The 14,800-nt window shown below is 65.5% G+C and carries 14 protein-coding genes; 11 read left to right on the forward strand and 3 right to left on the reverse strand.

All coding sequences use genetic code 11. The features are described from left to right. Positions 1–71: 71 nt before the first annotated feature. The 11 genes from CVO77_RS09875 (at position 72) to CVO77_RS09925 (ending at position 12,749) form a co-directional block, all read left to right on the forward strand. Positions 72–941: an SDR family NAD(P)-dependent oxidoreductase gene (locus CVO77_RS09875; RefSeq protein WP_105998897.1), complete on the forward strand. Its 870-nt coding sequence runs from the start codon at positions 72–74 to the stop codon at positions 939–941. Further along, positions 938–2,377, forward strand: coding sequence for an MFS transporter (locus CVO77_RS09880; protein WP_158258032.1), 1,440 nt, complete (start codon positions 938–940; stop codon positions 2,375–2,377). The genes CVO77_RS09875 and CVO77_RS09880 overlap by 4 nt, the downstream gene beginning before the upstream one ends. Then, positions 2,374–3,816, forward strand: coding sequence for an MFS transporter (locus CVO77_RS09885; RefSeq protein ID WP_105998899.1), 1,443 nt, complete (start codon positions 2,374–2,376; stop codon positions 3,814–3,816). Before CVO77_RS09880 ends, CVO77_RS09885 begins: the two co-directional genes overlap by 4 nt. Positions 3,817–3,927: 111 nt before the next feature. Beyond that, positions 3,928–5,217, forward strand: coding sequence for an acyl-CoA dehydrogenase family protein (locus CVO77_RS09890; RefSeq protein ID WP_105998900.1), 1,290 nt, complete (start codon positions 3,928–3,930; stop codon positions 5,215–5,217). Between the two features lie 48 nt (positions 5,218–5,265). After that, positions 5,266–6,357: a Zn-dependent alcohol dehydrogenase gene (locus tag CVO77_RS09895; protein WP_106000762.1), complete on the forward strand. Its 1,092-nt coding sequence runs from the start codon at positions 5,266–5,268 to the stop codon at positions 6,355–6,357. After that, entirely contained in the window at positions 6,354–7,421 is a 1,068-nt protein-coding gene (locus CVO77_RS09900; protein WP_105998901.1) for a phosphotransferase family protein, read from the forward strand. The genes CVO77_RS09895 and CVO77_RS09900 overlap by 4 nt, the downstream gene beginning before the upstream one ends. Beyond that, on the forward strand, positions 7,418–8,194 hold the full coding sequence (locus CVO77_RS09905) for an SDR family NAD(P)-dependent oxidoreductase (protein ID WP_105998902.1): 777 nt from the start codon (positions 7,418–7,420) through the stop codon (positions 8,192–8,194). Before CVO77_RS09900 ends, CVO77_RS09905 begins: the two co-directional genes overlap by 4 nt. Next, on the forward strand, positions 8,194–8,997 hold the full coding sequence (locus CVO77_RS09910; protein ID WP_105998903.1) for an SDR family NAD(P)-dependent oxidoreductase: 804 nt from the start codon (positions 8,194–8,196) through the stop codon (positions 8,995–8,997). The genes CVO77_RS09905 and CVO77_RS09910 overlap by 1 nt, the downstream gene beginning before the upstream one ends. Positions 8,998–9,009: 12 nt before the next feature. After that, entirely contained in the window at positions 9,010–10,212 is a 1,203-nt protein-coding gene (locus CVO77_RS09915) for a serine hydrolase domain-containing protein (protein WP_105998904.1), read from the forward strand. Between the two features lie 24 nt (positions 10,213–10,236). Continuing rightward, a complete protein-coding gene (locus tag CVO77_RS09920; protein WP_105998905.1) occupies positions 10,237–12,270 on the forward strand; it encodes a 3-hydroxyacyl-CoA dehydrogenase NAD-binding domain-containing protein in 2,034 nt (677 codons plus the stop codon). Positions 12,271–12,491: 221 nt separating this feature from the next. After that, complete coding sequence (locus CVO77_RS09925; protein ID WP_242446166.1) at positions 12,492–12,749, forward strand: hypothetical protein; 258 nt, start codon at positions 12,492–12,494, stop codon at positions 12,747–12,749. A 106-nt stretch (positions 12,750–12,855) separates the two neighbouring features. Here the strand turns inward: CVO77_RS09925 and mmsB are convergent, their stop codons facing one another. From mmsB to CVO77_RS09940, 3 genes are read right to left on the reverse strand one after another with little or no spacing between them, the layout of a single operon-like run. Further along, positions 12,856–13,731, reverse strand: coding sequence for a 3-hydroxyisobutyrate dehydrogenase (gene mmsB / locus CVO77_RS09930; RefSeq protein ID WP_105998906.1), 876 nt, complete (start codon positions 13,729–13,731; stop codon positions 12,856–12,858). Next, on the reverse strand, positions 13,728–13,985 hold the full coding sequence (locus tag CVO77_RS09935) for a hypothetical protein (RefSeq protein WP_146130847.1): 258 nt from the start codon (positions 13,983–13,985) through the stop codon (positions 13,728–13,730). Before CVO77_RS09935 ends, mmsB begins: the two co-directional genes overlap by 4 nt. Beyond that, positions 13,982–14,764 carry an enoyl-CoA hydratase-related protein gene (locus tag CVO77_RS09940; protein ID WP_105998908.1) on the reverse strand — a complete coding sequence of 261 codons (783 nt, stop codon included), beginning with the start codon at positions 14,762–14,764 and terminating at the stop codon, positions 13,982–13,984. The genes CVO77_RS09935 and CVO77_RS09940 overlap by 4 nt, the downstream gene beginning before the upstream one ends. Positions 14,765–14,800: the final 36 nt, after the last annotated feature.

Below are 14,800 nucleotides of genomic sequence, written 5' to 3' on the forward strand. Positions count from 1 at the left end.
GATTGCACGCCGTTGACGCGGCTTCACGCGCGCCTAAGCTAGGTGGCAAAATAAAACGGGAGCTCCAGGATATGCGATTCGCAGGCAAGGTCGCCGTCGTCACCGGCGCGGCATCGGGCATCGGCAAGGCCGCGGTGCTGAAACTCGCGGGCGAAGGCGCGCATGTCTTTGCCGCCGACATCGATGAAGCGGGCGGGCAGGCGCTTGCCGCGGCCTCGAACGGCAAGATCAGCTTCATCCGCTGCGACGTCACCGTGCCGAGCGATATCGAGGCGCTGATGAACGCCGCCGCCGAAAAGGCCGGCGGGATCGACATCGTCTTCAACAATGCCGCCGCCGGCGGGGACCGCGCGCCGATCGACGAGATCACGCCCGAGGGCTGGGACCGCTCGATGGACCTGATCCTGAAATCGGTCGCGATGGGAATCCGTTACGCAAGCCCGCATATGAAGGGACGCAATGGCGCGAGCATCGTCAACACCGCGAGCGTCGCGGCGCTCGGCGCGGGCTATTCGCCGACCGCTTATGCGGTGGCCAAGGCGGGCGTGCTGCACCTGACCAAGGTCGCGGCGACCGACCTCGCCCAATATGGCATCCGCGTGAACGCGATCTGCCCCGGCTTCATCAACACCAATATCTTCACCTCCTCGCTCGACGTGCCCGACGACAGCAAGGATGCGGCAAAGGCGATCATCGCCGACATGAGCGCGCACGCCCAGCCGGTCGCGCGCGGCGGCCAGCCCGAGGACATCGCCAATGCCGTCGCCTATCTTGCGAGCGAGGACAGCTCGTTCATGACCGGCACCCATATGCTGGTCGACGGCGGGCTGACGATCGGTCAGCGCCACGCCTGGGATCCCGAGGCGCCGGGGATGTTCGACGCGCTGACCGCGATGGAGGACGCGGCGAAAGGGGGCGTTGGGGCCGGGACCGCCGCGTGAGTGCCGACACGCCGCCGCAGACGCGGCTGCCGCTGGGCCTCAAGCTGTTCCACGGGCTCGGCAGCGTCGCTTACGGCGTCAAGGACAACGGCTTTTCGACCTTCCTGCTGATCTTCTACAGTCAGGTGGTCGGGCTCGACGCGAGCCTGGTTTCGCTCGCGCTGATGTTCGCGCTGCTCGCCGACGCGTTCGTCGATCCGCTGATCGGCTATTTTTCGGACCGCACCTATACGCGCTGGGGACGGCGCCACCCGTGGCTTTATCTTGCCCCGCTGCCGCTCGGGCTTGCGTGGATGCTGCTCTGGTCGCCGCCCGACGATCATACGCATATCTTTGCCTATCTGGTCGTCGTCGCGGTGCTGGTGCGGACGCTTGTCTCGTGCTGCGAAGTGCCGTCGCAGTCGCTCGTCGCCGAGCTGACGAGCGATTATGACGAACGCACCGCGCTGGTCCGCTTCCGCTTCCTCTTCGCCTGGGGCGGCGGCCTGCTCGTCTTCTTCCTCGCCAACACCGTCTTCCTGCGCGCCGACGCGACGCACAAGTTCGGCCAGCTCAATCCGTCCGGCTATTGGCTCTATGGCCTGTGCGGCGCGCTGATCATGGGGGTGACGGTGATCGTCTCGGCGCTCGGCCAGCATCGCCGCGTCGCGCATCTGCCGGCGACCAAGCCGCCGCGCTCGTCGCCGAAACAGGCCTTTGCCGAGATATGGGAATCGCTGCGTCACCCCGCCGCGCTGATCCTGCTCGGCGCGTCGCTGATCGCGATTTCGAGCACTCAGATGACCTTCACCATCTCGAATTTCCTCTATCTTTACGTCTGGCGCTTTTCGGAAGGGGCTTTTGCGGCGCTGCCCTGGCTGCTGATGATCAGCGTGGTGATGTCCTTCGTGATGGTGCAGCCGCTCCATCACCGGTTCGGCAAGAAGAAGGTCGCGGTGGTGTGCGGGGTGATCAGCACGATCTTCTGGACCGTGCCCTTCGCGTTGTTCCTGTCGGGGCACTGGCCGGCGACCGGATCGAGTTTTTCGAGCAATTTGCTGATGGCCTTCATCCTCGTGTCGAACGTCAACGCGGTGATGGTGATGATCTCGGGCCAGTCGATGCTCGCCGATGTCGTCGAGGCATCGCAGGTCGAGACCGGACGCCGCACCGAGGGGATTTTCGCCGCCGGCTGGATGTTCGTCCAGAAATGCGCGACGGCGGTCGGCATCGGGCTGACCGGCCTGCTCATCAGCCTCTCGGGACTGCCCGCCAAGGCGGTTCCGGGCGAGGTCGCGCCGCAAATCGTCGATCGGCTCGTCATCAGCTACAGCCTGATCGTCATCGTCGCGACAATCCTCTCGGCCTGGGCCTTCTCGCGCTTCCCGATCAACCGCGCCGACCATGAGGCGCGCCTCGCCGCGCTCGCCGCGTCGGAAGCCGCCGGCCTGCAATGACCGCTGTCGTTTCTTCCGGCGCGCTGCCGATGCGGCTCAAGCTCGCGCACGGGCTTGGCAGCGTCGCGCTCGGCGTGAAGGAGGTGGGGCTCACCACCTTCTTCATGATCTATTACAACCAGGTGCTAGGCTTCGATCCGCGCACCGTGTCGCTCGTGCTGATCGGCGCGATGATCGTCGACGCCATGGTCGATCCGCTGATCGGCCGGCTGTCCGACGCGACGCGGACGCGGATCGGGCGGCGGCTGCCGTGGCTCTATGGCGCGGCGCTGCCGATGGCGATCGCCTGGACCTTGCTGTGGGTGTCGCCCGACATCGCCGCCCATTCGACCCTCGGCCTCTTCCTCAACGTCATCGCGGTGCGCATCCTCGTTTCGGCGTGCGAGATTCCGTCGGTCTCGCTCGTCGCCGAACTGACGCGCGATTATGACGAGCGCACCACGCTGATGCGCTTTCGCTTTCTGTTCGGCTGGCTCGGCGGGCTGGCGACGACCGCGCTCGCCTATGGCTATTTCCTGAAATCGGACGATCCGGCGCAGAACGGCCTGCTCGACCCATCGGGCTATGCCGCCTTCGGCCTATTCGGCGCGGCGCTGATCATTATCGCCACGCTCGGCTCGGCGGTCGGCCAGCACCGCCGCATTCTGTCGCTGCCGTCGCAGCCTGCAAAGGCGCAGGGGCCGTCGATGCTGACCGAGATCGCACTCGCCTTTCGCAATCCGTCCTTCGTCGCGCTGGCGAGCGGGGCGCTGTTCGTCGTCACCGGCTATGCGACGACGATCGCCGCGATCAATTATGCGATGCTGTACATCTGGCGGCTGACCGACGACCAGCTCGCCCTCTATCCACTCGGCCTCGCGATCGCCGTGTTCGGCGCCTTCGTCGCGGTCGGGCGCGCGCATCGTCGCTTCGGCAAGCGCGACACGGCGATCGCCGCGGTGCTGTTCAGCAGCGCCGTCGCCTTCCTTCCCTATGCGGCGCGCAACCTCGGCTGGTGGCCCGAGCTCGGCGGCTGGCCGTCGATGGCGCTGCTGCTGACGTTCATGACCGTGTCGCTGTTCGGGCTGGTCGTCGGCCATATCTCCTGCTCGTCGATGGTCGCCGAGATCGTCGAAGCGCATGAGGTCGATCATGGCACACGCATCGAAGGCGTCTTTTTTGCCGGCTATCTGATGACGCAGAAATTCGGCCAGGCGCTCGGTCTCTTCATCGTCGGCCAGCTCGTCGCCTATGTCGGGCTCAGCGAGCGCATCCGGCCCGAGGACTGGCCCGCGAGCGCCGCGGCGACGATGGGATGGATTCTTGGCGGGCTGATGATCCTGATCGCGATCGTCGCGGCCATCGGCCTGCGCCGCTATGCGATCGACCGGGCGAGCCACGAGGCGCGGCTCACCGCGCTTGCCGGAGCCGCCGCCGATCACGACGCGGCGATGCCGTAGCGGAGGATTGCAGGACCGGCGGCGCGAGCGCAATTTTCTACGCCGCGGGACTTGGCAAGGCGGGCGAATCGGTCCAAGGGTTTACGTAAACGTAAAGGGAAAGGAACACAGATGGATTTCGATCTCACCGACCGGCAACAGCATTGGCAGGGCCGGGTGCGCGAGTTCATCGAGCGCAAGGTTCGCCCGGCAGTTCCCGTCTACAAGGAACAGGATGAGGCGGGCGACCGCTGGAAGGTGATCCAGGTCGTCGAGGATCTGAAGGCCGAGGCGAAGGCGGCGGGGATCTGGAACCTGTTCATGCCGCCGAAGTCGGGCGCGCATCACCATGTCGACGAGACGTTCGAGTTCGAGGGCCCTGGCCTCACCAACCTCGAATATGCGCTGTGCGCCGAGGAGATGGGCCGCGTCGGTTTCGCGAGTGAGGTGTTCAACTGCTCGGCGCCCGATACCGGCAATATGGAAGTGTTCCATCGCTATGGCACCCGCGCGCAGAAGGAAAAATATCTCGGGCCGCTGATGAACGGCGAAATCCGGTCGGCGTTCCTGATGACCGAACCGCAGGTCGCCTCATCCGACGCGACGAACATCGAAACGCGGATCGAACGCGACGGCGACGATTATGTGATCAACGGCCGCAAATGGTGGTCGTCGGGGGCGGGCGATCCGCGCTGCAAGGTCGCGATCGTGATGGGCAAGACCGATTTCGCCGCCAAGCGTCACGCGCAGCAGTCGATGGTGCTGATGCCGCTCGACGCACCGGGGGTGAACATCCTGCGCCACCTGCCCGTCTTCGGTTATGACGACGCGCCGCACGGCCATATGGAAATCGAGCTCAAGGACGTGCGCGTCAACGTCGAGGACGCGATGCTGCTCGGCGAGGGACGCGGTTTCGAGATCGCGCAGGGGCGCCTTGGCCCCGGCCGCATCCACCATTGCATGCGCACGATCGGCGTCGCCGAAGAGGCGATCGCCAAGATGGCGAAGCGGCTGCAGTCGCGCGTCGCCTTTGGCAAGAAGGTCGCCGAATATAGCATCTGGGAACATCGCCTCGCCCGCGCGCGCATCGACATCGAAATGACGCGCCTCTTGTGCCTCAAGGCCGCCGACATGATGGACAAGGTCGGCAACAAGGCCGCCGCGGCCGAGATCGCGATGATCAAGGTGCAGGCGCCGAACATGGCGCTGCAGATCATCGACGACGCGATCCAGGCGCATGGCGGCGGCGGCGTGTCCGAGGATTTCGGCCTCGCCAAGGCCTATGCGCATCAGCGCACCCTGCGACTCGCCGACGGCCCCGACGAGGTCCATGAACGCGCGATCGCCCGCATCGAATTCGCCAAGCACAGCGAAGCGAGTGAGCCCGGCTTCTCGTCGGGCGACATCGGGGTGTCGCGTTAAGTAAAACTCCCCTCCCGCTCGCGGGAGGGGAACAAAATGGAGATGATATTGACCAAAGCCGCGATCCTGATCGAACCGGGCAAGCCGCTGCAGATCGAAGACATCGTCGTCGACAAGCCCGGCCCGCACGAAGTGCGCATCCGCACCGTCGCCTGCGGCCTCTGCCATTCGGACCTGCATTTCATCGATGGCGCCTATCCGCATCCGCTGCCCGCGATTCCCGGCCATGAAGCGGCGGGGATCGTCGAAGCGGTCGGCAGCGAGGTTCGCACGGTGAAGGTCGGCGACGCGGTCGTCACCTGCCTGTCGGCCTTTTGCGGCCATTGCGAATATTGCGTCAGCGGGCGCATGTCGCTGTGCATGGGCGGCGACACGCGCCGCGCGGCGGGATCGGCGCCGCGCATCACCCGGCCCGACGGATCGCCGGTAAACCAGATGCTGAACCTGTCCGCCTTTTCGGAAGCGATGCTCGTCCACGAACATGCGTGCGTCGCGATCGACCCCGCGATGCCGCTCGACCGCGCCGCGGTGATCGGCTGCGCGGTAACCACCGGCGCGGGCACGATCTTCAACGCATGCAAGGTAACGCCGGGCGAGACGGTCGCGGTCGTCGGTTGCGGCGGCGTCGGGCTCGCGACGATCAACGCCGCGAAGATCGCGGGCGCGGGGCGCATCATCGCCGCCGACCCGGTTCCCGAGAAGCGCGCGCTGGCGATGAAGCTCGGCGCAACCGACGTCGTCGATGCGATGGACGGCGATGCCGCCAAGCAGATCCTCGAACTCAGCAAGGGCGGGGTCGATCATGCGATCGAAGCCGTCGGGCGCCCCGCTTCGGCGAGCCTTGCGGTCGCGTCGCTGCGCCGCGGCGGCACCGCGACGATCCTCGGCATGATGCCGCTTTCGGAGAAAGTCGGGCTTTCGGCGATGGACCTGCTCTCGGGCAAGAAATTGCAGGGCGCGATCATGGGCGGCAATCGCTTCCCCGTCGATATCCCGCGCCTCGTCGATTTCTACCTGCGCGGGCTGCTCGACCTCGACAGCATCGTCGCCGAGACGATCCCGCTCACGCAGATCAACGAAGGGTTCGACAAGATGAAGAAGGGCGATGCCGCGCGGTCGGTGATCGTGTTCGACCAATGACTCTCGACGCGCAAAAGGCCTTCAGCGGCACCGTCGCGCCCGAGGGCGCCGACATCCTCGACGAGGCGAAGCTGACGGCGTGGATGGAGGCCCATGTCGAAGGCTTCGAGGGCCCGCTGACGCAGAGCAAGTTCGCCGGCGGCCAGTCGAACCCGACCTATAAAATCTCCGCGCCGTCGGGCAATTATGTCCTGCGCCGCAAGCCCTATGGCCCGCTGCTTCCCTCGGCGCACGCGGTCGACCGCGAATATAAGGTGCAGGCGGGGCTCCATAAGACCGGTTTCCCGGTCGCGCGCCAATATGGGCTGTGCACCGACGAGACCGTCGTCGGCAGCTGGTTCTATGTGATGGGCATGGTCGACGGCCAGACGATCTGGGACGGCGCGATGCCGGGGTCGACCCCCGAAAACCGCCGCGCGACCTACTATGCGATGATCGACACGCTCGCCGCGCTGCACGCTGTCGACGTCGAGGCGGCGGGGCTGTCGGATTTCGGCAAGCCCGGCAATTATTTCGGCCGCCAGGTCGATCGCTGGACCAAGCAGTATCGGCTCTCCGAAACCGAGACGATGGACGAAATGGAGCGGCTGATCGCATGGTTGCCCGCGACCCTGCCCGAACAGACGCGCACCAGCATCGTCCATGGCGACTATCGCATCGACAATATGATCTATGCCAGGGACCGGCCCGAAGTGCTCGCGGTGCTCGACTGGGAGCTGTCGACGCTTGGCGATCCGCTGGCCGACTTCACCTATGTCGCGATGGCGTGGGTGACCGATAATGGCGGGCGCTCGGGGGTCGCCGATATCGACCGCGCGGGGCTCGGCATTCCCGAACTCGACGAGATGATCGAGCGTTATTGCCAGGCGACGGGCCGCGACGGCGTGCCCGACATGAACTGGTATTTCGCCTATAATTTCTTCCGCCTCGCCGGCATCATCCAGGGCATCAAGAAGCGCGTGATCGAGGGCACCGCTTCGTCGCAGCACGCCAGGGATATGTCCGAACGCGTCCGTCCGCTCGCCGAAAAGGCGTGGGACTTTGCCAGGAAAGCCGGAGCATGAGCCTGTTCGACATGAGCGGCCAGGTCGCGCTGATCACCGGATCGTCGCGCGGAATCGGCAAGGCGACCGCCGAGGCGATGGCCGAACAGGGCGCCAAGGTCGTGATTTCCAGCCGCAAGGCCGACGCCTGCGCCGCGACCGCCGCCGAGATCAACGCCCGGTTCGGCGAGGGCACCGCGATCGCGGTCGCCGCGAACATCTCGTCGAAGGACGACCTCCAGAACCTCGTCAACGCAACGCGCCGCGCCTTCGGCAAGATCACCGCACTCGTCTGCAACGCCGCGTCGAACCCCTATTACGGCCCCGGTCTCGGCATCGCCGACGAACAGTTTCGCAAGATCATGGACAATAATATCCTGTCCAACCACTGGCTGATCACGATGGTCGCGCCCGAAATGGTCGAGCGTGGCGAAGGATCGATCACGATCATCAGCTCGATCGGCGGGCTCAAGGGATCGCCGATCATCGGCGCCTATTGCATCTCAAAGGCCGCCGACATGCAGATGGCGCGCAACTATGCGGTCGAGCTCGGGACCAGCGGCGTGCGCGTCAATTGCGTCGCACCCGGCCTGATCCGCACCGACATGGCGCGCGCTTTGTGGGAAAATCCCGAAAATCTGAAACGCTCGACCGCCGCCTCGACGCTGAAGCGCATCGGCGAGCCGCACGAGATCGCGGGCGCCGCGGTCTTCCTCGCCAGCAAGGCGGGGGCTTTCACCACCGGCCAGACCATCGTCTGCGATGGCGGCGCCACGATTTCGGGAGGCGCATGATGGGCGCATTGGACGGCAAGATCGCGATCATCACCGGCGCCGGTTCGGGAATCGGCCGCGCCAGCGCGCTGCGCTTCGCCGCCGAAGGGGCAAGGCTGGTCATCGGCGACAAGACAGCCGCGGTGCATGAAACCGCAAAGCTGGTGAAGGATGCGGGCGGCGAGGCCGTCGCGCTCGAGATCGACGCGGGGGTCGAGGCCGATGTCGCGAAGCTCGTCGCGACCGCGAAGGAAAGCTATGGCGGGCTCGACGTCGCCTTCGCCAACGCCGGCATCATCGGCGACATGGGCGGCATCTTCGATTTCGATCCCGCTGCCTGGGCCGAGACGCTGCGCGTCAATCTGATCGGCCCGGCGCTGATGGTGAAACATGCGGGCAAAGCGATGGTCGATCAGGGCCGCGGCGGCGCCATCGTGCTGACCGCGAGCGTCGCGGGGATCAATTCGGGCGCCGGGCCGGGCGCCTATTCGGCTTCGAAGGCGGGGGTGATCAACCTCGCCAAGGTCGCGGCGCAGCAGCTTTCGACCAGCGGCGTGCGCGTCAACGCGGTCTGCCCCGGCCTCACCGAAACCGGGATGACCAAGCCGACCTTCGACTATGCCAAGGCCAAGGAGGTCACCCACAAGCTCGGCCAGCTCAACCCCTTGCGCCGCGCCGCGCAGCCCGAGGAACTGGCGAACGTCGCGCTCTTCCTCGCGAGCGATCAGGCAAGCTATGTCAACGGACAGGCGATCGCGGTCGATGGCGGGCTTACCAGCTCGCACCCCGTGACGCGCCAGTTGCTCGGCCAGACGTCGCACTAGAACGGAGACGATATGGGTCACGGTTTCGATACGGCGCGGCTGGACCGCATTCCCGCTTTTCTCGGCGCCAAATATGTCGATAGCGGCCGTCTGCCGCACGCCGCGACGCTCGTGTCGCGGCGCGGCGAGATCGCGCATCTGTCGTGCATCGGCGAGGCGCGGCCGGGCGCGGCGCTGAAAGAGGATGCGATTTTCCGCATCGCCAGCATGACCAAGCCGATCACCAGCATCGCCTTCATGATGCTGGTCGAGGAGGGTAAGGTCGCGCTATCCGATCCGCTGGTGAAATATTGCCCCGAATTCGAGGACACCGGCGTCTTCGTCGCGGGCGGCGGCCATATGCCCTTCCTGACGCGGCCGCCGGTGCGGCCGATCCTGATGGTCGACCTGCTTCGCCATACGTCGGGGCTCTCCTATGGCTTTCAGGAACGCACGCCGGTCGACGCCGCCTATCGCAAGACCAAGATCGACGATTTCGACGCCGCTTTCACGATGGATAGCTTCATCGAAGGGCTGGCGAAGATTCCGCTCCAGTTCGATCCCGGCGCGCACTGGAATTATTCGATGGCGACCGACGTGCTCGGCGCGGTGATCGAACGGATCGAGAGCAAGCCCTTTGCCCACGTCTTGCACGAACGCGTCTTCGGCCCGCTCGGCATGGTCGATACCGGCTTCAAGGTGCCCGCCGACCAGCAGCACCGGCTGACCGATGCCTATGCCTTTCACCCGAAGGACAAGATGCAGCCGTTCGACGGCGGCGACCGCAGCCGCTGGGCGAAGGACAGGAGCTTCCATTCGGGCGGCGGCGGGCTCGCCTCGACGCTGAGCGACTATCACCGTTTCTGCCTGATGCTGCTCGGCGGCGGCAAATATGGTGACACGCGGATCATCAGCCGCAAGACGCTCGATCTGATGACGTCGAACCATCTCGTCGGCGGCGGCGACCTGACCCAGCACAGCGTCGGCATCTTTTCGGAAGACGAAAATGCCGGAGTCGGCTTCGGCCTCGGCTTCGCGGTGACGCTCGACCCGGCGGCGGCGGGCATTCCGGGCTCGGCGGGCGATTTTTATTGGGGCGGCATGTTCTCGACCGGCTTCTTCGTCGATCCGGTCGAAGAGATTTGCATGGTGTTCATGACCCAGCTCATGCCCTCCTCCACCTATCCCGTGCGGCGCGAGGTCAAGACGCTTGTCCACGCCGCGATCGACGATTGACCCATTAGACCAAGGAGTTCTCCCATGTCCGAAGATACCCCCGTCAGCGTGACGATGCAGAAGGACGGCGATGTCGCCGTCATCATCGTCAACAATCCCCCGGTCAACGCGCTGAGCTGGCACGTCCGCCAGGGCCTCGCCGACCATTTCGCCGCCGCGCTCGCCGATGACGGCGTCAAGGCGATCGTACTGCGCTGCGACGGCACCACCTTCATCGCCGGCGCCGACATCAGCGAATTCGGCAAGGCCCCGCGCGGTCCCGATTTCAACGCGGTGCTCAACACGATCGAGGCGGCGTCTAAGCCGGTGGTCGCCGCGATCCACGGCACCGCGCTCGGCGGCGGGCTCGAGACCGCGCTCGTCTGTCACTATCGCGTCGCGGTGCCCTCGGCCAAGCTCGGGGTGCCCGAAGTGAAGCTCGGCCTGCTGCCCGGCGCGGGCGGCACCCAGCGCCTGCCGCGCGTCGTCGGGGTCGAAGCGGCAGCGACGATGACCTCGCTCGGCGAGCCGCTTCCCGCCGCCAAGGCAAAGGAACTCGGCCTCGTCGATGCCCTGGCGGGCGAGGACAGCCTCGCCGCCGATGCGATCGCCTTTGCGCGCGCCAAGATCGCCGACGGCCCGCGCCCGACGCGCGAACGCGCGGTGTTCGGCGATGTCGCGGTGATCGAACAGCTCAAGACCGCCAACGCCAAGCGCTGGCGCGGTTTCGAGGCGCCCTATGCCAATCTCGCCTGCGTCGAGGCGGCGACGCGGCTGCCGTTCGAGGAAGGCCTTGCCTTCGAGCGCCAGGAATTCATGAAGCTGATGATGGGCAGCCAGTCGGCGGCGCAGCGCCACATCTTCTTCGCCGAACGTCAGGCGGCGAAGATCGACGGCCTGCCTAAGGATATCAAGCTGCGCGACGTCAAGCATGTCGGCATCATCGGCGCCGGCACGATGGGCGGCGGCATCATGATGAACTTCCTCCAGAAGGGCTTTCGCTGCACGATCGTCGAGACGCAGCAGGATGCGCTCGACCGCGGGCTCGGCGTGGTGCGCAAGAATTATGACGCCTCGGCCGCGAAAGGCCGCTTCAAGCCCGAGCAGGTCGACGCGATGATGGGCCTGATCACCCCATCGCTAAGCCTCGACGCGCTCGCCGACTGCGACCTGATCATCGAGGCGGTCTATGAAGATATGGCGGTCAAGAAGCAGATTTTCGGCAAGCTCGACCAGATCGCCAAGCCCGGCGCGATCCTCGCGTCGAACACCTCCTATCTCGACGTCAACGAGATTGCGGCGTCGACCAGCCGTCCGGGCGACGTGCTCGGCATGCACTTCTTCTCGCCCGCCAATGTGATGAAGCTGCTCGAAGTCGTGCGCGGCGACAAGACCGCCGACGATGTACTGGCGACCGCGATGGCGATCGGCAAGAAGATCGGCAAGGTCGCGGTCGTCGCGGGCGTTTGCCATGGCTTCATCGGCAACCGCATGCTCGCGCCGCGCCAGATCGAGGCGCAGAAGCTGCTGCTCGAAGGCGCGACCCCGCAGCAGGTCGATAAGGTCCACACCGATTTCGGCATGCCGATGGGGCCGTTCCAGATGAGCGACCTTGCGGGCGTCGATATCGGCTGGCACCGCGACCCCAATCGCATCGAAAGCATCCGCGACGCGCTGTGCGCCGAGGGCCGCTGGGGGCAAAAGAAGCAGGCGGGCTTCTATGACTATGACGAGAAGCGCACCCCCACGCCGAGCGCGCGGGTCGAGGAGATCATCGCCGAATTCCGCAAGAAGGCCGGGATCGAAAAGCGCGAGATCACCGATCAGGAGATCATCGAGCGCACCCTTTATCCGATGGTCAACGAAGGCGCGCTGATCCTCGCCGAAGGCAAGGCGCAGCGCGCGAGCGACATCGATGTCGTGTGGATCTATGGCTATGGCTGGCCGATCTATCGCGGCGGTCCGATGTTCTGGGCCGGCATCGAAGGCACCGACAAGATCGCCGCTGCGCTGGAAAGCCATGGCTTCGAGGTGGCGCCGCTGCTCAAGGAAAAGGCCGCGGCGAAGGCAGGGTTCTGATCCGCTAACCTGCCACACGCATGTCCCCGCGAAGGCGGGGATCCATCTCCTGCCGGTTCAAAATGGCAGCAGCAGGAGATGGGCCCCTGCCTTCGCAGGGGCACGGCAGCTTATGAGACAGGAGGCCGTCTGTCCCACCCCGGGGCAGACGGCCTTTCTCTTGCCCTTCGCGCGCCGCACCCGTGAGGGAAATCTTGCGATTCAGGGTTAAAGCGGTGGCCATGGCCGCCGTTACGGCGATCATGCTCGCCATGCACCCGATCATCGCCCTGCTGCTTGCCGGAAGCGCTGTGTCGCCGCCCACCACGATGCCGCCGCAGGCGACCGCCGTCGCTGTCGCGCGGGCGCGTATCCTCGCGCCCGCCGAGGTGCGTCGCGTGGGCGACCGGCTGGAGATCACGACCGGCGAGCGCACGGCGCCGACGCAGGTGCATCAGGCTAAGCGCCGCGATGGCGGCGAGACCGCGGACTTTTACTGACCGTCAATTCCCGTTCGCATCGAGCGAAGTCGAGATGCCCCTCGGCCTTGCGCTATACCGATGGGTGTCTCGACTTCGCTCGACACGAACGGAATGATGGGATGCGTCAGCCCTGCAATGTCTTGATGATCGCCGAAAAGTCGTGCCCGTCCTTGTCGGCCTCGACGAACGCCTCGTACAATTCGCGCGCTTTCGTCCCCATCGGGACATCGGCAGCGACGCTCGCCGCCGCCTCCATCGCGAGGCGCAGATCCTTGAGCATCAGCGCCGCGGCGAACCCGCCCTTATAATCATTGTCGGCGGGGGTCGTCGGCCCGACACCGGGCAGCGGCGCGTAGCTGGTCAGCGACCAGCATTGGCCCGACGACACGCTGGCGATGTCGAAGAAGGTCTGCGGGTCGAGCCCGAGCTTCTGCGCGAGCGCGAGGCTTTCGCACGTCGCGATCATCGACGCGCCGAGCAGCATGTTGTTGCAGATCTTCGCCGCCTGCCCGGCGCCCGCGCCGCCCGCGTGGATCACCGCCTTGCCCATGACGGCCAGAATCGGCTGCCCGCGTGCGAAACCATCATCGGTGCCGCCGACCATGAAGGTCAGCGTGCCCGCATTGGCGGCGGCGATGCCGCCCGAGACCGGCGCATCGACCGCGACGAGACCCTTGGCGGTCGCCGCCTCGATGTTCGCGCGCGCGGTGGCGACGTCGATCGTCGAACAGTCGAGAAGCAAAGTGCCCGGCGCGGCGTTGGGGAAGACATCGCTTTCATAAACGCCCGCGACATGCTTGCCTGCGGGGAGCATCGTCACGACGGCTTCGGCGCCCGCCACGGCTTCGGCCGCCGACGTGGCGCGCGCGCAGCCCGCCTCGACCGCGCGCGCCAGCGCCTCTTCGCTAAGATCGAAGGCACGCACCTCGTGCCCCGCCTTCGCAAGGTTCGCGGCCATCCCGCCGCCCATGTTGCCGAGTCCGATGAAAGCGATTATCATAGCATTTCCAATTCGTTGAGAATTATAACGGCGCCCAGAAGCGTGAAAAAAGAGCCGAAGACGAAGCCAAGAAGGGCTTGAAGATATTTGAGGAACCAATCGAGCTTTGTCGGAGGCAATGGTTCTTCACCTGTAAAGTTCAGGACCACCCCTTCCAGAATATTGATCGTTTCCTGTCGCCGGTATCGCCAATGATTCCATCCGACCCAAAAGAGCAGGACGCCCATCGCCAAGGCGAGCAGCCCGGTTATCACCGCCCTTTCCACACACCTTCACGTTTTTCGATGAAGGCGGCCATGCCTTCGGCCTTGTCCTCGGTCGCGGCGAGAATCTGGAACAGGCGGCGTTCGTAGATCAGTCCCTGGTCGAGCGATGTTTCGAACGCGGCGTTGATCATATCCTTGTTCACCATCGCAGCCATGGGGGGCATCGATGCGATGAGGGTCGCGGTCTTCACCGCTTCGTCAACCAGCGTCTCGTGCGCCACGACCCGCGCGACGAGACCCGAGCGTTCGGCTTCGGCGCCGTCCATCATCCGGCCGGTCAGGCACATTTCCATCGCCTTCGCCTTGCCGACCGCGCGGGTCAGCCGCTGCGAGCCGCCCATGCCCGGCGCGACGCCAAGCTTGATTTCGGGCTGGCCGAATTTCGCCTTCTCCGACGCGATGATGAAATCGGCCATCATCGCGAGTTCGCAGCCGCCGCCGAGCGCGAAACCGTTGACCGCGGCGATCCACGGCTTGCGGACCTTCTTCACGAAGTCGCTCGTCCATTTCGAGAAGAAATCCTCAAGGTAGAAATCGGCGGCGGGTTTGTCGGCCATTTCCTTGATGTCGGCGCCCGCGGCGAACGCCTTGTCGCCCGATCCGGTGAGGACGGCGCAGCGCTGGCCGGGGTCGGCCTCGAAGGCGGCGAAGGCCGCGATCAAATCGTCCAGCACGCCCGAGTTCAGCGCGTTGAGCGCCTGCGGGCGGTTCAATGTCACCAACGTGACGGCGCCGCGCGTTTCGACGAGGAGGGTTTCGTAGGTCATTCGCTAGTCTCCTTCGTCATTCCGGCGAAGGCCGGA

This window comes from Sphingopyxis lindanitolerans, from assembly GCF_002993885.1.
Taxonomy (GTDB): domain Bacteria; phylum Pseudomonadota; class Alphaproteobacteria; order Sphingomonadales; family Sphingomonadaceae; genus Sphingopyxis; species Sphingopyxis lindanitolerans.

Coding starts and splice junctions, on each gene's coding strand:
- CVO77_RS09905 (WP_105998902.1), top strand. CDS start 7,418: ATGAGCCTGTTCGACATGAGCGGCCAGGTCGCGCTGATCACCGGATCG.
- mmsB (WP_105998906.1), bottom strand. CDS start 13,731: ATGATAATCGCTTTCATCGGACTCGGCAACATGGGCGGCGGGATGGCC.
- CVO77_RS09875 (WP_105998897.1), top strand. CDS start 72: ATGCGATTCGCAGGCAAGGTCGCCGTCGTCACCGGCGCGGCATCGGGC.
- CVO77_RS09900 (WP_105998901.1), top strand. CDS start 6,354: ATGACTCTCGACGCGCAAAAGGCCTTCAGCGGCACCGTCGCGCCCGAG.
- CVO77_RS09885 (WP_105998899.1), top strand. CDS start 2,374: ATGACCGCTGTCGTTTCTTCCGGCGCGCTGCCGATGCGGCTCAAGCTC.
- CVO77_RS09925 (WP_242446166.1), top strand. CDS start 12,492: ATGGCCGCCGTTACGGCGATCATGCTCGCCATGCACCCGATCATCGCC.
- CVO77_RS09915 (WP_105998904.1), top strand. CDS start 9,010: ATGGGTCACGGTTTCGATACGGCGCGGCTGGACCGCATTCCCGCTTTT.
- CVO77_RS09920 (WP_105998905.1), top strand. CDS start 10,237: ATGTCCGAAGATACCCCCGTCAGCGTGACGATGCAGAAGGACGGCGAT.
- CVO77_RS09910 (WP_105998903.1), top strand. CDS start 8,194: ATGGGCGCATTGGACGGCAAGATCGCGATCATCACCGGCGCCGGTTCG.
- CVO77_RS09890 (WP_105998900.1), top strand. CDS start 3,928: ATGGATTTCGATCTCACCGACCGGCAACAGCATTGGCAGGGCCGGGTG.
- CVO77_RS09940 (WP_105998908.1), bottom strand. CDS start 14,764: ATGACCTACGAAACCCTCCTCGTCGAAACGCGCGGCGCCGTCACGTTG.